Annotated in this window: 21 protein-coding genes; 13 read left to right on the top strand and 8 right to left on the bottom strand. The window is 74.1% G+C overall.

Annotated features, from left to right (window positions below):
• Positions 1 to 354: 354 nt before the first annotated feature.
• Positions 355 to 2,010 carry an FAD-binding dehydrogenase gene (locus tag IH80_RS0126055; protein ID WP_030963726.1) on the bottom strand — a complete coding sequence of 552 codons (1,656 nt, stop codon included), beginning with the start codon at positions 2,008 to 2,010 and terminating at the stop codon, positions 355 to 357.
• 76 nt (positions 2,011 to 2,086) lie between these two features.
• Between IH80_RS0126055 and IH80_RS0126050 the strand changes: the two genes are divergently transcribed.
• The 7 genes from IH80_RS0126050 (at position 2,087) to IH80_RS0126020 (ending at position 7,245) form a co-directional block, all read left to right on the top strand.
• Positions 2,087 to 2,617, top strand: coding sequence for an NUDIX hydrolase (locus IH80_RS0126050; protein WP_030963725.1), 531 nt, complete (start codon positions 2,087 to 2,089; stop codon positions 2,615 to 2,617).
• 9 nt (positions 2,618 to 2,626) lie between these two features.
• Entirely contained in the window at positions 2,627 to 3,025 is a 399-nt protein-coding gene (locus IH80_RS0126045) for a YidH family protein (RefSeq protein WP_030963723.1), read from the top strand.
• Complete coding sequence (locus tag IH80_RS0126040) at positions 3,022 to 3,339, top strand: DUF202 domain-containing protein (protein ID WP_030963722.1); 318 nt, start codon at positions 3,022 to 3,024, stop codon at positions 3,337 to 3,339. Before IH80_RS0126045 ends, IH80_RS0126040 begins: the two co-directional genes overlap by 4 nt.
• A gap of 83 nt (positions 3,340 to 3,422) precedes the next feature.
• On the top strand, positions 3,423 to 3,719 hold the full coding sequence (locus IH80_RS0126035; protein ID WP_030963721.1) for a hypothetical protein: 297 nt from the start codon (positions 3,423 to 3,425) through the stop codon (positions 3,717 to 3,719).
• A gap of 186 nt (positions 3,720 to 3,905) precedes the next feature.
• On the top strand, positions 3,906 to 4,817 hold the full coding sequence (locus IH80_RS0126030) for an MBL fold metallo-hydrolase (RefSeq protein WP_030963720.1): 912 nt from the start codon (positions 3,906 to 3,908) through the stop codon (positions 4,815 to 4,817).
• A 135-nt stretch (positions 4,818 to 4,952) separates the two neighbouring features.
• Complete coding sequence (locus IH80_RS0126025) at positions 4,953 to 6,002, top strand: phosphotransferase family protein (protein ID WP_030963718.1); 1,050 nt, start codon at positions 4,953 to 4,955, stop codon at positions 6,000 to 6,002.
• Between the two features lie 10 nt (positions 6,003 to 6,012).
• A complete protein-coding gene (locus IH80_RS0126020; protein ID WP_030963717.1) occupies positions 6,013 to 7,245 on the top strand; it encodes an acyl-CoA dehydrogenase family protein in 1,233 nt (410 codons plus the stop codon).
• A gap of 24 nt (positions 7,246 to 7,269) precedes the next feature.
• On the opposite strand, the gene IH80_RS0126015 is transcribed toward IH80_RS0126020, so the two are convergent.
• Positions 7,270 to 7,641: a MerR family transcriptional regulator gene (locus tag IH80_RS0126015; protein WP_030963715.1), complete on the bottom strand. Its 372-nt coding sequence runs from the start codon at positions 7,639 to 7,641 to the stop codon at positions 7,270 to 7,272.
• A gap of 55 nt (positions 7,642 to 7,696) precedes the next feature.
• Here IH80_RS0126015 and IH80_RS0126010 point away from each other — a divergent pair, with 55 nt between their 5' ends.
• Positions 7,697 to 8,848 (top strand): alkene reductase, encoded by a 1,152-nt coding sequence (locus tag IH80_RS0126010; RefSeq protein WP_030963713.1) that lies wholly within the window; start codon positions 7,697 to 7,699, stop codon positions 8,846 to 8,848.
• On the opposite strand, the gene IH80_RS0126005 is transcribed toward IH80_RS0126010, so the two are convergent.
• From IH80_RS0126005 to IH80_RS0125995, 3 genes are all read right to left on the bottom strand, one after another.
• Positions 8,787 to 9,392: a TetR/AcrR family transcriptional regulator gene (locus IH80_RS0126005; protein WP_030963712.1), complete on the bottom strand. Its 606-nt coding sequence runs from the start codon at positions 9,390 to 9,392 to the stop codon at positions 8,787 to 8,789. The genes IH80_RS0126010 and IH80_RS0126005 overlap by 62 nt on opposite strands.
• Before the next feature lie 68 nt (positions 9,393 to 9,460).
• On the bottom strand, positions 9,461 to 11,338 hold the full coding sequence (locus IH80_RS0126000; RefSeq protein WP_078906751.1) for an AMP-binding protein: 1,878 nt from the start codon (positions 11,336 to 11,338) through the stop codon (positions 9,461 to 9,463).
• Positions 11,323 to 12,087 carry an SDR family oxidoreductase gene (locus IH80_RS0125995; protein WP_030963710.1) on the bottom strand — a complete coding sequence of 255 codons (765 nt, stop codon included), beginning with the start codon at positions 12,085 to 12,087 and terminating at the stop codon, positions 11,323 to 11,325. The genes IH80_RS0126000 and IH80_RS0125995 overlap by 16 nt, the downstream gene beginning before the upstream one ends.
• Positions 12,088 to 12,201: 114 nt before the next feature.
• Here IH80_RS0125995 and IH80_RS0125990 point away from each other — a divergent pair, with 114 nt between their 5' ends.
• The 4 genes from IH80_RS0125990 to IH80_RS0125975 all read left to right on the top strand — a co-directional run bounded on the left by IH80_RS0125990 (position 12,202) and on the right by IH80_RS0125975 (position 16,533).
• A complete protein-coding gene (locus IH80_RS0125990; protein ID WP_030963708.1) occupies positions 12,202 to 13,548 on the top strand; it encodes an exo-beta-N-acetylmuramidase NamZ domain-containing protein in 1,347 nt (448 codons plus the stop codon).
• Between the two features lie 182 nt (positions 13,549 to 13,730).
• On the top strand, positions 13,731 to 15,032 hold the full coding sequence (locus IH80_RS0125985; RefSeq protein WP_037881136.1) for a hypothetical protein: 1,302 nt from the start codon (positions 13,731 to 13,733) through the stop codon (positions 15,030 to 15,032).
• 95 nt (positions 15,033 to 15,127) lie between these two features.
• On the top strand, positions 15,128 to 15,709 hold the full coding sequence (locus IH80_RS0125980) for a hypothetical protein (RefSeq protein ID WP_030963705.1): 582 nt from the start codon (positions 15,128 to 15,130) through the stop codon (positions 15,707 to 15,709).
• Entirely contained in the window at positions 15,706 to 16,533 is an 828-nt protein-coding gene (locus IH80_RS0125975; RefSeq protein ID WP_030963704.1) for a 3-keto-5-aminohexanoate cleavage protein, read from the top strand. Before IH80_RS0125980 ends, IH80_RS0125975 begins: the two co-directional genes overlap by 4 nt.
• A gap of 21 nt (positions 16,534 to 16,554) precedes the next feature.
• Here the strand turns inward: IH80_RS0125975 and soxR are convergent, their stop codons facing one another.
• Positions 16,555 to 16,998, bottom strand: coding sequence for a redox-sensitive transcriptional activator SoxR (gene soxR / locus IH80_RS0125970; RefSeq protein ID WP_030963703.1), 444 nt, complete (start codon positions 16,996 to 16,998; stop codon positions 16,555 to 16,557).
• A gap of 104 nt (positions 16,999 to 17,102) precedes the next feature.
• Between soxR and IH80_RS0125965 the strand changes: the two genes are divergently transcribed.
• The gene (locus IH80_RS0125965; RefSeq protein ID WP_030901938.1) at positions 17,103 to 17,564 is read left to right on the top strand and encodes a MaoC family dehydratase; all 462 of its coding nucleotides are present in this window, start codon (positions 17,103 to 17,105) and stop codon (positions 17,562 to 17,564) included.
• On the opposite strand, the gene IH80_RS0125960 is transcribed toward IH80_RS0125965, so the two are convergent.
• Both IH80_RS0125960 and IH80_RS0125955 read right to left on the bottom strand, forming a co-directional pair.
• On the bottom strand, positions 17,555 to 18,190 hold the full coding sequence (locus IH80_RS0125960) for a TetR/AcrR family transcriptional regulator (protein ID WP_030963701.1): 636 nt from the start codon (positions 18,188 to 18,190) through the stop codon (positions 17,555 to 17,557). The two genes, IH80_RS0125965 and IH80_RS0125960, sit on opposite strands and share 10 nt — an antisense overlap.
• A 97-nt stretch (positions 18,191 to 18,287) precedes the next feature.
• Positions 18,288 to 18,575, bottom strand: coding sequence for a YiaA/YiaB family inner membrane protein (locus IH80_RS0125955; RefSeq protein ID WP_030963700.1), 288 nt, complete (start codon positions 18,573 to 18,575; stop codon positions 18,288 to 18,290).
• Between the last annotated feature and the right edge of the window lie 136 nt (positions 18,576 to 18,711).

Here is an 18,711-nt window from a genome sequence, read left to right as displayed (position 1 = left end):
CGGCGGCCCGCCCTGCCGGGCAGGGCAGGGCCAGGGGCAGGGGCAGGGGCGGGCCGGGCAGGGGCAGGCCGGGCAGGGCCGGGAAAGGCACGGCCGTGCGGCCGGCTGCACGCCGCGGCCCGCGCGTGCCCGGCGACCACAGGGCCGCGCGTCGGGGCCCGCCCGACGGCGGGCGCGCCGGAGCCGGTCCCCGGCCGACCGGCGCCGGGCACCCCCGGGCCGGGCACCCCGGGGCCTGGCACCCCGGGGCCGGGCACCCCCGGGCCGGGCACCCCCGGGCCGGGCACCCCGGGCCGCGGACGCCGCATTCCGCCCGGCCCGCGCGTACCTCGTACCTCGTACCGCGCGCCGGGCTCAGGTCACCGCCTGGGCTGCGGCTCGGCCGGCCGCGCGGCCCGAGAAGATGCAGCCGCCGAGGAAGGTGCCCTCCAGGGCGCGGTAGCCGTGGACCCCGCCGCCGCCGAACCCGGCCGCCTCGCCCGCGGCGTAGACGCCCGGCAGCGGTTCGCCCGTCCCCGTCAGGACCCGGGAGGAGAGGTCGGTCTCCAGCCCGCCCAGCGACTTGCGGGTCAGGATGGAGAGCCGTACCGCGATCAGCGGGCCGGCCCCGGGGTCGAGGATCCGGTGCGGGGCGGCGGTGCGGATCAGCTTGTCGCCGAGGTACCGGCGGGCTCCGTGGATGGCCGTCACCTGGAGGTCCTTGGTGAAGGGGTTGGCGATCTCCCGGTCGCGGGCCACGATCTCGCGCCGGACGGCGGCCTCGTCGAGGAGGTCCTCCTTGGTCACCGCGTTCATGCCGCGCACCAGGGCGGACAGGTCGCGCTCGACGACGAAGTCCGCGCCGTTGTCCATGAAGGCCCTGACCGGGCCGGGTACGGCCTGGCGCGCCCGGTTGATGACGTCGCGCACCGAACGGCCGGTGAGGTCCGGGTTCTGCTCGGAGCCCGAGAGGGCGAACTCCTTGCCGATGATGCGCTGGTTGAGCACGAACCAGGTGTGGTCGTGGCCCGTCCTCATGATGTGGTCGAGCGTGCCGAGGGTGTCGAAGCCGGGGAAGAGCGGTACGGGCAGCCGCTTGCCGGTGGCGTCCAGCCAGAGCGGGGACGGGCCGGGGAGGATGCGGATCCCGTGCTTGGCCCAGATCGGGTCCCAGTTCTGGATGCCCTCGGTGTAGTGCCACATCCGGTCCTTGTTGATGTGGCTGGCGCCCGCGGCCTCCGCGATGCCCAGCATCAGGCCGTCGACGTGCGCGGGGACTCCGGAGAGCATCCGCTCGGGCGGGGTGCCGAGCCGGGCGGGCCACTGGGCGCGTACCAGGTCGTGGTTGCCGCCGATGCCTCCGCTGGTCACGATCACGGCTTGGGCCCGCAGGGAGAACGACCCGGTGACCTCGCGGCTGCTGGCGGTGCCCCGTACGGCGTCGGACGGCTCCAGGATCTCGCCGGTGACGGTGTCCACGGCGCCGGCGGTGGTGGCCAGCCCGGTGACCCGGTGCCGGAACGCCAGCCGGACCAGGCCGCGGGCAACGCCGTCCCGGACCCGCCGCTCGAACGGCTCCACCAGTCCGGGGCCGGTGCCCCAGGTGATGTGGAAGCGGGGGACGGAGTTGCCGTGGCCGTTCGCGTCGTAGCCGCCGCGCTCGGCCCAGCCGACGACGGGGAAGAAGCGGACGCCGCGGGCGCGCAGCCAGGGGCGCTTCTCCCCGGCCGCGAAGTCGACGTAGGCCTCGGCCCAGCGGCGCGGCCAGGCGTCCTCCTCGCGGTCGAACCCGGCGGTGCCCAGCCAGTCCTGGAGGGCGAGGTCCCGGCTGTCCTTGATCCGCATCCGGCGCTGCTCGGGCGAGTCCACGAGGAACAGCCCGCCGAAGGACCAGTGCGCCTGGCCTCCGACGGATCGTTCCGGCTCCTGGTCGAGCAGGATGACCTTGCGGCCCGCGTCGACGAGCTCGGCGGTGGCCACGAGGCCCGCGAGCCCGGCTCCGATCACGATCACGTCTGCGTCGTACGTCATGCGGATACCCGTCCTCCGTCGCTGGTGGGGCAGATCCTTGGCTACGGAGCGGTAACCAGTCAACAGCGGTGCTTGGATGGAACCTGTGAGTGCCGCTGATGAAGTACTGGACGTGGTGGACCGGGACGACCGGGTCACCGGGCGGGCCCCGCGGGGCGAGGTGTACGCCCGCGGGCTGATCCACCGCTGTGTGTTCGTGCTGGCCAGGGACGCGGAGGACCGGATCTTCGTACACCGGCGGACCGCTTCGAAGCTCGTCTTCCCCTCGCACTACGACATGTTCGTGGGTGGGGTGGTGGGCGCCGGCGAGAGCTACGAGCGGGCCGCACTGCGGGAGGCCGAGGAGGAACTGGGCGTACGGGGGCTCCCCCGGCCGCAACCGCTGTTCAAGTTCCTCTACGAGGGTCCGGGCGGGGCCTGGTGGTCCTACGTGCACGAGGTGCGGTGCGAGCTGCCGGTGGCCCCGCAGGTCTCCGAGGTGGACTGGCACGCGTTCCTCACGCGGGAGGAGCTGGACCGGCGGATCGGGGGCGCGGAGTGGCCCTGGGTGCCGGACGGGCTGGAGGCCTACCGGCGGCTGCGCGCGCGTCCGGACTCCCGCCAGTAGATTGATCGGGTGATCGACTTCGTCAAGGACGTACGCCTGTGGTTCGCGCCGTCGCGGCTGAAGGACGAGGGCGACACCCCCGACTACCGCTTCTCGCTGGCGAACGAGCGCACGTTCCTCGCCTGGATCCGGACCGCACTGGCCCTGGTCGGCGGGGGTTTCGCGGTCGACCAGTTCCTGCCCGACCTGCGGTGGGGGGTGCGGGTGGGCATGGCCTTCGCGCTGCTCGCGGTCGGCGCTGCCTGCGCGCTGCGCGCGGTGAACCACTGGGTGCGCTGCGAGCGGGCGATGCGGCGGCACGAGGACCTGCCGCTGTCGCGGTTCCCGGTGGTGCTGAGCCTGGGCGTGGGACTGGTCGCGGTGGCGATGGTGGTGGTCGTGCTGCTGGGCTGGACGTCGGGGCGGTGAGCGTTCCGGGGACGGCGCGCGATGCCGGGCTGCAGCCCGAGCGGACGCGGCTCGCGTGGCGGCGTACGACGCTCGCGTCCTCGGTGGTGGCGGTGCTGGCGCTGCGGCAGGCGCTGCGCGGGTCCGGCTCGTCGACGGAGGTGGCCGGGGCGGCGGTGACCGGGCTGATCTGGCTGGTGTTCCTGTGGGTGGCGCACCGCAGGATCCGGGCGCTGGCGGCCGTCCGGCCGCGGGTGCTGGCGCCCCGCTCGGCCCTGGCGGTGGTCGTGTGCACGGTGGCGCTGGCGGTGTTCGCGGTGGCGGTCATCCTCTGAGCCGCCTGCCGGATTGTCCCACTTCCCCTCGACGACCGTGACATAACGGGCGATAGCCGACTATTCGCACTAGTCTCGGCGCCATGACGACCCTCCACCACGAACACCCCACGCACGAGCACACCCACGGCGCGGACTGCGGCCACCAGGCGGTACCGCACGGCGACCACGTCGACTACGCGCACGACGGCCATCTGCACCGGGAGCACTCGGGGCACTGGGACGAGTGCGAACCGACCGGCCACACCGCCCACGAGGGGCACGCCCACGCGCACGGCGCGGACTGCGGGCACGACACGGTCCGGCACGGCGACCACGTCGACTACCTGCACGACGGACACCGGCACGCCGCGCACGACGGGCACTACGACGACCACTGACCGTCGCTCCCACCCCTGACTGGCGCCGCACCCCCCTGACCGGCGCCCCCACCCCTGGCCGGCTCCCCGGGTCCCTCTCCCCGGCCGACGGGCGGGTACCGCCGCGGGCGACACCCGCTCGCCCCCGCGCGGCGACGGCTGACAGGATGGCCGACCGCCTGTCAAAGCGACCCGGGGAGAGCGCAGATGCCCGTCGATGACCCGTACCTCGTCCAGCCCGCGCCGGGGGTGCACGCCTACGTGCAGCCCGACGGCGGCTGGTGCCTCAACAACGCCGGCTTCGTGAGCGACGGCGGCCGCACCCTGCTCGTCGACACCGCCGCCACCGAGCGGCGGGCCCTGGCGCTGCGCGACGCGGTCGTGGCGGCCGGGGTGCCGCTCCCGCGGACCGTGGTGAACACCCACCACCACGGCGACCACACCTACGGCAACTCGGTCTTCACTCCGGAGGCGCTGGTCCTCGGGCACGACAACGCACGGGCCGAGCAGCTCGCCGCCGGCCACCAGCTGGAGATGATCTGGCCCGCGACGGACTTCGGGGCGATAAAGATCACCGCACCCGACCTCACCTACAGCGACCGGGCGACGGTGCACGTGGGCGGCACCGAGGTGCAGGTCGTCCACCCGGGCGTCGCGCACACCACCGGGGACTCGGTCGTGTGGCTGCCCCGGCAGCGGGTGGTCTTCACCGGCGACCTGGTCTTCGCCGGGGGCACGCCGTTCCTGGCCATGGGCTCGCTCGCCGGCTCCCTGCGGGCGCTGGAGCTGCTGCGGTCGCTGGACGCGGAGACCGTCGTACCGGGCCACGGACCGCTGACCGACCCGTCGGCCTACGACTCCACCGAGCGCTACCTGCGGTACGTGGCCGAGCTGGCGCGGGAGGGACGGGCCGGGGGGCTGACCCCGCTGGAGGTCGCCCGGCGGGCCGACCTCGGCGAGTTCGCCGCGTGGCGGGAGAGCGAGCGGCTGGTGGCGAACGTGCACCGGGCCTACGCGGAGCTGGCCGGGGAGCCGGAGGGCGCACCGCTGGACATACTGGCGGTCCTGCGGGACATGACCGTGATGAACGGCGGTACGCCGATCCTCTGCCACGCGTGAGACCGGCGGGCCGGAAGTGTCTTTTCGGCCCACCCTCTGGACGACATACCGACTGGTCGGCATCATGGCATGCGGAGGTGCGCCGACGCACCTCCGCCCTTCCTCCTCGTCCACTCCACGCACGGAGGTGCGCGCATGACCTCAGCCCCGGCAGACCCCCGAGGCCTGGATCTGGAGCGGCTGCGCGGTCATCTCGACCGGGTCCGGCCGGGACTCGTGGCCGGTGCGCTGCGCGGCCGGCTGATCGAGGGCGGCCGGTCGAACCTCACGTACGAGATCACCGACGGGACCGCCCGCTGGGTGGTGCGCAGGCCTCCGCTGGGCCACGTACTGGCCACCGCCCATGACATGCGCCGCGAGCACCGGGTCATCGCGGCGCTGCACGGGACGGCCGTGCCGGTGCCGGAGCCGGTGCTGCTGTGCGAGGACGAGGAGGTGCTCGGGGCACCGTTCTACGTCATGGAGTACGTGGACGGGGTGCCGTACCGTACGGCCGGCGAGCTGGCGGCGATCGGCCCGGACCGCACCCGGCGGGCCGTGCTCGGCCTGGTGGACACGCTGGTCGAGCTGCACGCGGTGGATCCGGAGGCGGTGGGCCTGGGTGACTTCGGCCGTCCGGAGGGCTTCCTCGACCGGCAGCTGCGCCGCTGGGGCAAGCAGCTCGCGGCCTCCCGGGGGCGCGAGCTCGCCGGGATCGACGAGCTGCACGGCACCCTGGGCCGCCGGCTGCCCCGCTCCCCCGCCCCCACCGTGGTGCACGGCGACTACCGGCTCGACAACGTGCTGATCGGCGGGTCCCCGTCCGGCACCGACGAGATCCGGGCGGTGCTGGACTGGGAGATGTCCACGCTCGGGGATCCGTTGACGGACCTGGGGCTGCTGGTGATGTACAGCTCCGACCTGGGCCTGACCGCGTCCCCGGTGAGTACGACGAGCGGGGCTCCGGGGCATCCGGCGCCCGCCGAACTGGTCGAGCGGTACGCGGCCCGGTCGGGGCGGGACACCGGGGCCATCGCCTGGTACACGGCCTTCGCCTGGTTCAAACTCGCGGTGATCCTCGAGGGCATCCACTACCGCTACACGCTCGGGCAGACCGTCGGCGCGGGCTTCGACCGGATCGGCGAGCTGGTCCCGGTCTTCATCGAGCACGGACTGACCACCCTCCAGGAACTGCAGGAAGGCTGAGGCACGCAGCATGGACTTCGCATTCGACGCCCGGACCGAGGAACTCCGCGAGCGGCTGCTCGCGTTCATGGAGGAGTACGTCTACCCGGCGGAGCCCGTCGCCGCCGAGCAGCGCGCACGGCTGGCCTCGCCCTGGGACACCCCGGCCGTCTTCGGTGAACTGAAGGCCGAGGCGCGCCGCCAGGGCCTGTGGAACCTCTTCTTCGTGGACCAGCACGGCCTGCCGGGCGGGGAGTACGGCGCGGGGCTGACCAACCTCCAGTACGCGCCGCTGGCGGAGATCACCGGCCGCAGCCCGCACCTGGCCCCCACGGCGACCAACTGCGCGGCCCCGGACACCGGGAACATGGAGCTGCTGGCCCAGTTCGGGAGCGAGGAGCAGAAGAAGCAGTGGCTGGAGCCGCTGCTGGAGGGCGAGATCCGCTCCGCGTTCGCGATGACGGAGCCCGAGGTGGCTTCCTCGGACGCGACGAACGTCGAGACCCGGATCGAGCGGGTGGGTGACGAGTACGTGGTCACGGGCCGCAAGTGGTTCATCTCCGGTGCCATGAACCCGGACTGCAAGGTCTTCATCGTGATGGGCAAGACCGACCCGGAGGGCGCCGATCCGCGCCGCCAGCAGTCGATGGTCCTGGTCCCGCGGGACACGCCGGGTGTCGAGGTGCGCCGGGCCATGACGGTGTACGGGTACGAGGACCACGACCACGGCGGCCACGCCGAGGTGGTGTTCGACGGGGTACGGGTCCCGGCGGCGAACCTGATCGGCGAGGAGGGCGGGGGCTTCGCCATCGCCCAGGCGCGGCTCGGTCCGGGCCGCATCCACCACTGCATGCGGCTGATCGGCATGGCGGAGCGGGCCATCGAGCTGATGTGCCGACGGGCGGTGGAGCGTACGGCCTTCGGCAAGCCGCTGGCCGCGCAGGGCGTCGTACAGAACTGGATCGCCGACGCCCGGGTGACGGTGGAGCAGTTGCGGCTGCTGGTGCTCAAGACGGCCTGGCTGATGGACACGGTCGGGAACCGGGGCGCGCACACCGAGATCCAGGCCATCAAGATCGCGACGCCGCGGGCGGTGGTGCGGATCCTGGACGACGCGGTGCAGTTGCACGGCGCGGGCGGGGTGAGCCAGGACTTCCCGCTGGCCGAACTGTGGGCGGCGGCGCGCACCCTGCGCCTGGCCGACGGCCCGGACGAGGTCCACCAGCGCTCCCTGGCCCGGCGGGAACTGCGGCAGTACATGTAGCCGGGGGCCGGTCCTCGGTCCCGCTCAGGAAGTGGGGGTGGGGCGGGCCGCCGCCGTGATGACCTCGTCCAGGACCTCGCGGGAGCGGAGCAGATCGCCGATCATCCGGTCGATCCGCTCCCGCTCCGCGGACAGTTCGGCCACCAGCGCCGGGGTGGCGCGCACGGACGGGCCGCCGTCCTCGTCCCGCATGCACGGCAGGATCTGCCCGATCTTGGCGCTGTTCAGGCCGGCCGCGTAGAGCTCCTGGATGCGGATGACCCGGTCGACGGCCCGCTCGGGGAAGTCCCGGTGGCCGCCGGGCGTACGGTCGGCGGCCAGCAGGCCCTGTGCCTCGTAGTAGCGCAGCGAACGCTCGGCCACGCCGGTGCGCGCCGCCAGTTCCCCGATCCGCACGGTCGCCCCCCAGGAGTTGAATCTGACACCAGTGTCAGGTTCTACGGTACCCGGCATGACGCAGACGACACTCTTCGACCCCGCCCGGCTCGGCGGCCTGGAACTCCCCAGCCGCCTGGTGATGGCCCCGCTCACCCGCAACCGTGCCGACGCGGACGGCGTCCCCGGCGCACTCATGGCCACCTACTACGCCCAGCGCGCCTCGGCCGGTCTGATCATCGCCGAGGCCGCCACGCCGAACGCCGTCGGACAGACCTACCCCCACATCCCCGGCATCCACACCCCGGCGCAGATCGCCGGCTGGCGGCGGGTCACCGACGCGGTGCACGCGGCCGGCGGCCGGATGTTCCTCCAGCTCCAGCACGGCGGCCGGGTCGGCCACCCCGACACGAGCGGGCACGTCCCGCTCGCCCCGTCGTCCGTACGGTTCCCCGAGCCGCTGCACACCCCCGGCGGGCTGCGCGACGCGGTGGCGCCCCGGGAGATGACGGACGCGGAGATCCGGTCCACCATCGCCGACTTCGCGAACGCCGCGCGGAACGCCGTCGAAGCCGGGTTCGCCGGTGTGGAGGTGCACTCGGCCAACGGCCACCTGCTCCACCAGTTCCTCGCGCGGAACACCAACCGCCGCACCGACGGGTGGGGCGGCTTCGTCGAGGGCCGCATCCGCTTCACCGTGGAGGTGGTGCGGGCGGTGATCGAGGCAGTCGGCGCGGAGCGGACCGGCGTCCGCATCTCGCCCGGACTGGATGTCAACGCCATCGAGGAGGGCGACACCGGGGCGATCTACCCGGCGCTCATCGAGGCACTGGCGCAGCTCGGGCCGGTCTACCTGCACCAGGTGTACGCGGACCCGGACCTGCCCCTGTTCGGCGAGATCCGCAGGGCCTGGCCCGGCACGCTGATCGCCAACCCGGCGCTCTCCCGCGAGGAGGTGGCGGCCGACGGCGGCGCACGGCGCGGCGAGCGGCTGCTGGCCGCGGGCGCCGACCTGATCGCGCTGGGCCGGGGCTTCCTCGCCAACCCCGACCTCGTGGAGCGGCTGCGCACGGGTGCGCCGCTCAACGCGGTCCGGCCGGAGTTCCTGATGTACGTCCAGGGGCCGGAGGGCTACACCGACTACCCCTCGCTGGAGGCCGCGGGGGTCAGGGCCGCAGCGCCCGCAGCAGCAGGTCCGCGAGGTGGTCGGCGACCTGCTGCGGCGTGAGCGGGCCGTCCGCCCGGTACCAGGTGGACAGGTGGTGGACGGACCCGAAGTGGTAGTCCACCACCAGGTCGGCGGGGGTGGCGGTGGAGAACACGCCGGCCCGCTGGCCCTCCTCGATCAGGGCCCGGAAGCGCTCGTGGTAGCGCCGGCGCTCCGCTCGTACCTGCTTGAACTTCTCCGGGCTGAGCTGGTGCATCGACCGGAAGAAGATCATGGCGTCGTCGAGGTTCTCGATGGTGGTGACGACCACGTCGGCGGCTGCGGCCCGCAGCCGCTCCTCGACGGGGGCGTCGGACTCGGCCACCGCGTCCAGGCGCTGCTGCTGCAGGCGCAGCATCCGCGCGTACACCTCGTGCAGCAGGTCGTCCTTGGACCCGAAGTAGTGGTAGAGCGCGCCCTTGGTGACTCCGGCCGCCTCGACGATCTCCTGGACGGACGTGCGGTCGTAGCCGCGCTCGGCGAACAGCCGGGTGGCGACGGCCAGCAGCCGCTGCGGTACCGGGGCTTCGTGCGTCCCTGCGGGTTCCGTGGTCCTGGCCGCCATGGTGCTGACCTTCCCTTTCTCGTTCGTGCCTGGTCGGTGCGACCAGCTGTACGACCGTCCGACTGTTTTCAGCCGCGGTCGCGCAGTTCCCGTCGCAGGATCTTGCCACTGGTCGTCTTCGGAAGGACAGGCAGGATCTCGACCTGACGGGGGTATTTGTACGCGGCGATGCGCTCGGCGCAGTGGGCGGCGAGCTCCTCCGGCCCGGCCGAGGAGCCGGGGCGCAGGCTCACGTACGCCTTCACGCTCTCCCCGCGGTACGGATCGGGGACGCCGACCACCGCCGCCTCGCGGACGGCGGGGTGGGTGTAGAGCACGTCCTCGACCTCGCGCGGCCAGACCTTGAAGCCGGACGCGTTGATCATGTCCTTCTTGCGGTCGACGACGTAGAGCCAGCCGTCCGCGTCCATGAAGCCGACGTCCCCGGTGCGCAGTTCGCCGTCCGGGAAGGCCTCGGCGGTCTCGGCGGGCAGGCCCCAGTAGCCGGGTACGACCTGGGGGCCGCGGACGGCGATCTCGCCGGTCCGGCCGAAGGGGAGCTCGGACCCGTGCTCGTCGAGGATGCGGACGACCGTGTCGGTACCGGGCAGGCCCACGGAAAGGGTGCCGGAGGCCGGGTCGACGGGGGCTTCGAGGTGCACGGGCACGCTGGCGCACGGGGCGGTGCACTCGGTGAGGCCGTAGCCGTTGCGGAGGTAGAAGCCGAAGGCCGTGCGCAGTCGTTCGACGAGCGCGGGAGGGAGCGGGGCGCCGCCGGAGGAGAGCACCTGGAAGGAGGCGAAGTGGTCCGGGGTGGCGGCGGGGTGGGCGGCCAGGGCCATGAAGGCGGTGGCCGGGCCGACGGCGTAGGCGGGGCGGTGTTCCAGGAAGGCGTCGAGGACGGCGCCGGCGTCGAAGCGGTGGGCGAGGACGAGGGTGCCGGCGTTGACGAAGCAGGCCGTGAGCTCGCAGACCATGCCGGTGATGTGGAAGAGGGGCGCGAGGGCGAAGTAGCCGGCGCCCTCGGCGATGGGGTGGGAGGTCACCTGGCGTACGGCGTTGTAGGTGAGGGCGCCGTGCGGGTTCATCGCGCCCTTGGGGGTGCCGCTGGTGCCGGAGGTGTAGCTGATGAGGGCGGTGTCGGCGGCGGTGAGTCCGGGGCCGTCCGGGGCGGGCCGCCGGGCACGGGCCACGGTGAGGAGGTCGGCGGTGTGCGGGCCCGGGGGCCCAGCGGCGGCGTCCGCGGGACCGGTCGGCTGATGCGGTATGGAGGGGCCCGCCGGGTCGGGCGCCGGGCCGAAGACGCGCGGGTCGTTGCGGGTCTGGACGTCCCGGTCCGATGCGGTCAGCACGGTCCGTACGGCAGTGCCCCGCACGGATTCGCGCAGGTACGCCGTCCAGGCGCGGCCGTCGCACACGAGCGCGGCGGCCCCGGAGTCGTGCAGGGCATGGCCGACCTCGCCGGACTTGTACATGGGGTTGAGGGGGACGACGACCGCCCCGGCCTTCCAGGCGCCGAGGACGGCGAGCACGAAGTGCGGGGTGTTCTGGAGCATGACCGCGACCCGGTCGCCGTGGCGGACGCCGCGCGCCGCGAGGTGTCCGGCGACGGAGTCGGAGTACGCGTCGGCCTCGGCATAGCCGATCCGGCCGTCGAAGTAGGCGAGCGCGGTGCGTTCGGGGGCACGGGCGACGGCCGCGCGGAAGGCGTGCAGAACGGTCGGCGGCGGCGCAACGGGCGCCAGCTGGGCCGGGGAGAGCAGTCCGCGCCACGGCCGGGCGGCGTAGGGGGAGCCGTCGGCGGAGGCGGCAGCGGAGCCGTCGGCGGAGGCGGGAGCGGAGCCGTCGGCCGAGGCCGCAGCGGAGCCGGAACCGTCGGCCGAGGCCGCAGCGGAGCCGGAGGCGTCCGCCGAGGCCGCAGCGGAGCCCGAGCCCGGGCCGTCGGCGGAGGTCACCTGGTCTCCCATGCCTGCTGGAGGTGGTTCATACCGCTCAGCCAGCGGTCCGGCTCGGTGGCGCGGACCGCGTAGTAGTCGGCGACCTCGGGGTGCGGGAGGATCAAGAAGCGGCCCTTCTCCATGCCGTCGAACAGCGCGTCCGCGACCGCTTCCGGCTCGATCGCGGACGGCGCGAGGACGAGTTCGCCCGCCGAGCCCGCGGCGGTCAGCATGTCGGTGCGCACTCCCTGCGGGCAGATGGCGTGGACCTGGACACCGCGGTGCCGGTAGGTCAGCGAGAGCCATTCCGCGAAGGCGAGCGCACCGTGCTTGGTGACACTGTACGGGGCGGCCCCGATCATGCTGAGCAGTCCCGCGGCGGAGACGGTGGAGACGAAGCGGCCCGTCCCCCGCTCCAGCCAGTCCGGCAGCAGCAGCCGGGCGGCCCGGACGTGGGCCATGACGTTGACGCTCCAGGCCGCTTCCCAGACGGCCTCGTCGGCGTCGGCGTCGCCGCCCGAGGCGAGTCCGGCGTTGGCGCAGTAGACGTCGACGGTCCCGCCGAGGGCCTCGCGGGCCTCGGCCACGATCTGCGAGGCGTCGCCCGGCAGCGGGATCGCCCGGTCGCCGATGGCGCCCGCGACCTCGGCGGCCCTGGCCGGGTCGAGGTCGTTGACGACCACCGTGGCGCCCTCCGCCGCGAAGCGGTGGGCGAGCGCGGCGCCGATGCCGCCGCCCGCGCCGGTGACGACGACTCGCTGGTCCTGGTACGCGCTCACGGGATCACACCTCTCGTACGGGCCGGGACGGCCGGGGCGGCCGGGTTCCGGATCCCGGCAGACTAACCAGTCGGTATGTCGGGGCGGAAGGGGCACGGCCCTTAGCGTGTCGGGATGACGCTGTCGCGACGCGGGGTGCTGGGTCTGGCGGGGGCCGTGGGATCGGCGGGCGCGATGGGCGCCCTGGGCGCGGCCGCTCCGGCCGGGACGGGCCGGACGGTCGGGGCTGCAGAGGCGGTCGGGACCGCAGGAGCCGCCGGGGCCCCGGGAAGCGCCGGAGCCGCCGGGACTTCCGCGCTGCGGGCGGCCGGCCGGGTGCGCACCGGCTTCGAGCGGCTCGCAGCGGACGGGTACGCCGTCCTGGCCGGACAGAAGGTCGGGGTGGTCACCAACCCCACCGGGATCACCCCCGACGCCCGGCACCTGGTCGACGTGCTGCACGCGGACGAACGCGTCGACCTCGTCGCGGTGTTCGGGCCCGAGCACGGCTTCCGCGGGACGGCGCAGGCCGGGGATTCCGAGGGCGCCTCGCGGGACCCGGCGACCGGTCTGCCCGTGTACGACACGTACGACAAGAGCGGGCAGCGGCTCGCCGACGTGTTCACGGCGGCCGGGATCGACACCGTCGTCTTCGACATCCAGGACGTCGGGGCGCGCTTCTACACGTACATCTGGACCCTCTACGACTGCATGCGCGCGGCCGCCCTCGCCGGCAAGGCGGTGGTCGTCCTGGACCGGCCCAATCCGGTGGGCGGCCGGCGGGCGGCGGGCCCGGTGCTGGAACGGCCGTACGCCAGCTTCGTGGGCCGGGAGCCGATCGCGCTCGCGCACGGGATGACCGCGGCCGAGCTGGCGCGGCTGTTCAACGGCGAGTTCCTGGGCGCCGCCCCCGTCAGGCTGACCACGGTGGCGATGTCCGGGTGGCGGCGCGGGGCGTTCTTCGGGGAGACCGGACTGCCCTGGGTGCCGCCGAGCCCGAACATGCCGACCCCGGACACGGCCCTCGCGTACGCCGGCACCTGCCTGTTCGAGGGGACGAACCTCTCCGAGGGGCGCGGCACGACCACGCCCTTCGAGGTGCTCGGGGCGGAGGGGATCGACCGGCGGTGGGCGGAGGCGGCGAACGCGCTGGGGCTGCCCGGGGTGTGGTTCCGGGAGGCCTACTTCACTCCGACCTTCTCCAAGCACGTGGGGAAGGTCTGCGGCGGGGTCCGGCTGATCGTGCACGACCGGGAGGCCTTCGACCCGGTACGTGCGGGCGTCGGGCTGCTGGTGACCGCGCGCCGGGTGTGGAGCGGCTTCGGCTGGCGCCCGGACCACTGGATCGACCGGCTGACCGGCTCGGACCGGGTACGGAAGCTGATCGACGCGGGCGCCGGGGTGGAGGAGGTCGCGGGCGACTGGGCGGCGGGGCTGGCCCGCTTCGAGGCGGTGCGCGCGCGGTACCTGCTCTACCCCTGAGCCGACCGCGCCGGGGGGCTGGCCGGGCGGGCGCCGCAGCAGGATGCTGACTGCACCGGAGGCACGGCGTGAAGGGGGGCGTCATGGCGGACGTCGGTGGCGGACTTGGGTCCGGGACAGGGGCCGGAGCCCGGACCGGGATCGGGACCGGGACCCGGACCGGGATCGGGACCGGAATCGGGGTGGGGCCGTACGCGGAGCTGACCTTCGACTCCGAAGGGGACGTGGACCGCGCCTCGCAGGGAGCGGTGGCCCGGATGGAGGCGACGGACGTGCTCGTCTTCGCGCACGGCTGGAACAGCGACCGGTCCACGTCGACCCGGCTCTACGACCGGTTCTTCGCGCCTTTCCCCGCGTTGGTGGGGCCGGGGGTGCGGTTGGGGTACGTGGGTGTCGTGTGGCCGTCGATGCGGTTCTCCGACGAGCCGATACCCGACTTCGAGGTGGCCGGCGCCCTCGCGGAACCGGGCCACGGCTGCGCGCTCGACCCCCTCACCCGGCAGGCGCTCGGGGAGTTCTGGCCGGGGCGGGGGGCGGAGCTGGACCGGCTGGCGGAACTGCTGGCGGAGCGGCCGGAGTCGGCGGCCGCCTTCATCGAGTTCGGCGCGCTCGTGCGGGAGCTGGCCGGGGTGGACGTCGTGCACGCGGTGGTCGCGCCGGCGGTCCCCGCGATCTTCGCCGACGACGTGCTCGAAGTCTGCCGGGCCCTCACGCTGGCCCTGGCCAGGGCCCGTGCCGGGGCGGATGCGGAAGCCGGGGCCGGCACCGGGGCAGAGGCGGGGGCCGCCCCCGAGGAGCCGGGGCTCACGGCCGGCGGCGGCCTGCGCGGCCTGTGGGGCGGCGCCAAGGAACTGCTGCGCCAGGCGGCGTACTACAAGATGAAGAAGCGGGCGGGTGTGGTCGGCGAGCGGGGGCTCGGCCCGGTACTGGCGGAGCTGGCGGCAGGCCGTCCGGCCCTGCGCTTCCACCTGATCGGGCACAGCTTCGGGGCACGGGTGGTGTCCTTCTCGCTGCGCGCGGTGCCGGACGGGGCCCGGTACGTGAGGTCGGTGACCCTGCTCCAGGGCGCCTTCTCCCACTACGCCTTCGCCGACCGGCTGCCGCACGACAAGGGCCGCGGCGGGGCCCTGCGCGGCCTGCACCGGAAGGTCGACGGACCGGTGGTGGCCTGCCATTCCCCGCACGACTCGGCCCTCAGGGTCTTCTACCCGTTGGCGTCCCGGATGGCGGGTGATTCGGCCGGTCTGCTCGGATTCGACCAGCGGTGGGGCGCGATCGGGCACGACGGGGTCCAGGCGGTGCAGGGGGCGCCCCGACTGAGCCTCGACACGGCCCTGCGCGAGGGGGTGCCCCCGGCCGGTTGCGTCAGCGTGGACGCGGGCTCCGTGGTGCGGCGCGGCGGCGCCCCCTCGGGGGCGCACAGCGACATCTGCCACGAGGAACTGGCCCGGGTGGTGGTGTCCGCGGGACGCATGGGGCGCTGACTTCCGGCCATGTGCCACCCGCACGCCTCGTCCGCCCCCGCATGCGCCCGCTCCCGACCGGGCATGTTGGGCACATCGGCGGAGGTGATGGCGTGATGGCGGGATTCCGGAGTCTGGCCTACCAGGTGCGCGACGCGCGCAATGACCGGGCCCTGCGGCGCCACTCGCTGCGCCGCTGCCTGGAGCGGTTCGCGCCCTACGGGCACCGGGCCACCTGGTGGCACCTGTGCGACCGGCACGGGATCGCCCCCGAGGACCGGGGGGCCGACCCGCTGCGGCTGGTCGCCGCGCTGGAGGAGCTGGAGGACGCGCGGAGGGTCTGGCTGGAGTACGAGCGGCAGTTCGCGGAACGGCGTCGGCGGGAGAAGCACCACGGGCTGCGGCGGCCGGAGTGGGCGTGGGGCGGGAGCGGGGACGCCGTGGTGCGCTGCGCGGACCCGGGGGTACGGCCGGAGGGGGCGCTGGGCGAGGTGCTGCGGCGGCTGGTCCGGGCGCTGGAGTCGGAGCCGGGGACGGCGTGCCCGGTGTGCGGGGACACCGAGCTGCGGTGGCCGGAGGTGGCTCCGGTGGGCCCCTGGGAGGGGGCACCGGCCTGGGACGGACCGGTGTGCGCGGGCTGCGGGATCGTGGTGCCGAGACCGGCCCTGGCGGACTTCCCCGCGGCGGGCGCGGCGTGAGAACGGCGGCCCGCCCGGCCGTGTCGCTCAACGGTTCGCGCGGTGCCTCCGACGGGCCCGCCGTGCCGATGTCGCCGCAGGACCTGGCCGAGTCGGCGGTACGGGCGGTCGCCGCCGGGGCCGGCGAGGTGCTGGTGCACCCGCGGACGCCGTGCGGGCGGGAGAGCCTTTCGCCGCGGGTGGTCGGGCCGGTGCTGGAGGTACTGCGGGCCGCGGGGGTGGGGGTGCCGCTGACGGTCCCGGCGAGCATCGGGGCCGAGCCGGAGCCGGCGGAGCGCCAGGCGCGGGTCCGGGCGTGGACGGTACTGCCGGACCGCGCGGTGGTGCACTTCGCGGAGCCGGGGGCGGCCGCACTGGCTCTGGCCCTGCTGGAGCGGGGGGTCGCGGTGGACGCGGTGGTGCCGCCGGCCGGCCCGGCCGGCCCTGAGCCGCTGGAGCGGCTCCGGTCCTGGCTGACGCGGATCCCGAGCGGCAGCGCCGGCCGCGTCCGCGTGGCCGCGGAGATCACCGGAGGCGTGCCGGACACCCTCTTCACGGGGCCCGAGCCGACCACCGCGCCCGGCCGGCCGGGCGGGGCGGCGGGCGGGGCCGCGGCGGCGGGCGGGGCGGGGCTGCCGGTCGGGTGGTGCGGGCCGGCGCCGGGAGGGGTGCTGCTGTTCGGACGGGACGGGGCCTCCTGGCCGGCGCTGCGGCTGGCCGCCCGGTGCGGCGCGGCCGCACGCACCGGCGTAGGAGACGTGCTGCACCTGCCGGACGGGCGGCCGGCGCGGTCCAACGCCGAACTGGTCGCGGCGGCCCGGGAACTGCTGCCGCGGGAAGCGTGAACCGGCCGGCTACCGCACCCCCTAGAGCCGCGAGCCGGTGAGGCGTTCGCCGAAGACGTCGTCCGGGTTGGACAGGGCGCAGGTCTCCATGGAGAGGCAGCCGCAGCCGATGCAGTCCGTCAGGTGGTCGCGCAGACGGGCGAGCCTGCCGATGCGCTCGTCGAGTTCGGTGCGCCAGGCCTCGGAGAGGCGGGCCCAGTCCTCACGGTTGGGGGTGCGCTCCTCCGGGAGCTGGGCCAGTGCCTCACGAATGCTGGCGAGCGGGATGCCCACCCGCTGGGCCGCGCGGACGAAGGCCACCCGGCGCAGGGCGTCACGGGTGTAGCGGCGCTGGTTGCCGCTCGTACGGCGGCTGCTGATCAGGCCCTTGGACTCGTAGAAGTGGAGCGCTGAGACGGCCGCGCCGCTGCGTGCGGACAGCTGGCCGACGGTGAGTTCGTGGATTTTCTCGGGAATCTGCGGCACCCGGCCGAGGGTAGTCGGAGGTCCGTTGACATACACATACGGTCCCAGCATGCTGAGCAAGCGCTTATTCGTCCGTCAGTGCTCCGCGAGAGACAGGAACAGGCATGGCCGAGCCGAGGGTCTTCACGTCCGCCGAGGAACTGCACGCCGGGATCGGCGAACCGCTCGGTCCCAGCGGGTGGCTGGAGGTGGACCAGAAGCGGATCGACCTCTTCGCGGACGCGACCGGCGACCACCAGTGGATCCACGTGGACCCGGAGCGCGCCGCGACCGGACCCTTCGGCTCCACCATCGCGCACGGCTATCTGACGCTGTCGCTGCTGCCCAGTCTGGTGCCGCAGGTCATGCGGGTCGAGGGCATGCGGATGGGCCTCAACTACGGTACGAACAAGGTCCGTTTCCCGGCGACGGTGCCGGTCGGCTCGCGGCTGCGCGCCACCGCCGTGATCACGGAGGTGGCGGAGGCGGGTGGTGGCGTACAGGTCACGGCGACCGTCACCGTGGAACGCGAGGGCGGCGAGAAGCCGGTGTGCGTGGCGGAGTCGGTGTCCCGCTACTACTTCTGAGGGCGCGGCCGCGCGCCCACCATGCGGAGCACGAGGTCGGCGTAGAGCGCGCCGACCTCGTCGGGCGTGCGCTGTCCGGCCGTGCTGAACCAGCGGGCCACGTCGATGCACAGCGACAGCACGGCGAGGGTGGTGCCCGGCACGTCGGGGACGTCGAACTCCCCCGCCGCGACCCCGTCGGCGAGGATGCGGCGCACGGCGGCGTCGCTCCGCCGGCGCAGTGCCACGATCTCGGTGCGGTGCTCCGGGGCGAGGGCGTCGAGCTCGTACTGGACCACGCGCGCGGTGGTGTGGTGCGCGGCGTGCCACCGTACGAAGGACCGCACGGCGGCGTCGAGGCGCTCGGCGGCGCAGCCCGGGCCGTCGGCGGCGATCGTGAGGATCTCCAGCGCCTTGTCGTGCCCGATCCGGCTGATCCGGTGGAGCAGTTCTTCCTTGGTCTTGTAGTGGATGTAGAGCGCGGCCGGGCTCATGCCGGCGCGGCCCGCGATGTCGCGGGTGGTGGTGGCGTGGTAGCCGCGCTCGGCGAAGGCGTCGACGGCGGCGACGAGCAGCCGCCGTGCGGCGTCCGGGGTGACCTCGGACCACGGCCGGTAGCCGTCGGCCGTGTCCTCCGCGCTGTCCATCGCTCACTCACCTCTTCACCGTTCGGGAGTGAACACCCTACACGGGGGGGTGAGCAAGCGCTTAGCGTTCTCGGCCGGGCCCGACCGGCCGCGCGGACTACTTCGGCGCGAACGGGTCGTACTCGGCCATGAGCTTCTCCATTCTGGCCTGATCCACCCGGCTGACGATCTGCGTGACCTCCTGCCGGTCGCGGATCACCTTGGCGAGGGTGAAGGCCGAGGTGGTGAGGTAGAGGACCGCGATGCCGAGGAAGGCACGGACCCAGCCGTCCGCCTCCAGTCGGTAGATCCCCACGGCCACGGCGATGAGGGCGATGGCGAAGGAGGCGACGGCCTGTCCGTAGTACGCCCCCGTGCTCTGCTGCTTGACCGGTGTCTCGTTCATGCGTCGAGCATCGGGGCGCCGCGCGGCGGTGCACATCCGCACGCGTACTCACACCGGCGACTCCGGTACTCACCTGCGCGGGCGACGGGCGGGGGCCGGGGGCTGTCTCTTATACACATCTGACGCTGCCGACGAA

The sequence above is a fragment of the Streptomyces sp. NRRL S-378 genome, from assembly GCF_000720645.1.
GTDB lineage: Bacteria > Actinomycetota > Actinomycetes > Streptomycetales > Streptomycetaceae > Streptomyces.
The sequence above is the reverse complement of the archived record's forward strand: the minus strand, read 5'-3'. Positions and strand labels throughout refer to the sequence as shown.

Coding starts and splice junctions, on each gene's coding strand:
- IH80_RS0126055 (WP_030963726.1), bottom strand. CDS start 2,010: ATGACGTACGACGCAGACGTGATCGTGATCGGAGCCGGGCTCGCGGGC.
- IH80_RS0126050 (WP_030963725.1), top strand. CDS start 2,087: ATGGAACCTGTGAGTGCCGCTGATGAAGTACTGGACGTGGTGGACCGG.
- IH80_RS0126035 (WP_030963721.1), top strand. CDS start 3,423: ATGACGACCCTCCACCACGAACACCCCACGCACGAGCACACCCACGGC.
- IH80_RS0126030 (WP_030963720.1), top strand. CDS start 3,906: ATGCCCGTCGATGACCCGTACCTCGTCCAGCCCGCGCCGGGGGTGCAC.
- IH80_RS0126025 (WP_030963718.1), top strand. CDS start 4,953: ATGACCTCAGCCCCGGCAGACCCCCGAGGCCTGGATCTGGAGCGGCTG.
- IH80_RS0126020 (WP_030963717.1), top strand. CDS start 6,013: ATGGACTTCGCATTCGACGCCCGGACCGAGGAACTCCGCGAGCGGCTG.
- IH80_RS0126010 (WP_030963713.1), top strand. CDS start 7,697: ATGACGCAGACGACACTCTTCGACCCCGCCCGGCTCGGCGGCCTGGAA.
- IH80_RS0126005 (WP_030963712.1), bottom strand. CDS start 9,392: ATGGCGGCCAGGACCACGGAACCCGCAGGGACGCACGAAGCCCCGGTA.
- IH80_RS0126000 (WP_078906751.1), bottom strand. CDS start 11,338: ATGGGAGACCAGGTGACCTCCGCCGACGGCCCGGGCTCGGGCTCCGCT.
- IH80_RS0125990 (WP_030963708.1), top strand. CDS start 12,202: ATGACGCTGTCGCGACGCGGGGTGCTGGGTCTGGCGGGGGCCGTGGGA.
- IH80_RS0125980 (WP_030963705.1), top strand. CDS start 15,128: ATGGCGGGATTCCGGAGTCTGGCCTACCAGGTGCGCGACGCGCGCAAT.
- IH80_RS0125965 (WP_030901938.1), top strand. CDS start 17,103: ATGGCCGAGCCGAGGGTCTTCACGTCCGCCGAGGAACTGCACGCCGGG.
- IH80_RS0125960 (WP_030963701.1), bottom strand. CDS start 18,190: ATGGACAGCGCGGAGGACACGGCCGACGGCTACCGGCCGTGGTCCGAG.
- IH80_RS0125955 (WP_030963700.1), bottom strand. CDS start 18,575: ATGAACGAGACACCGGTCAAGCAGCAGAGCACGGGGGCGTACTACGGA.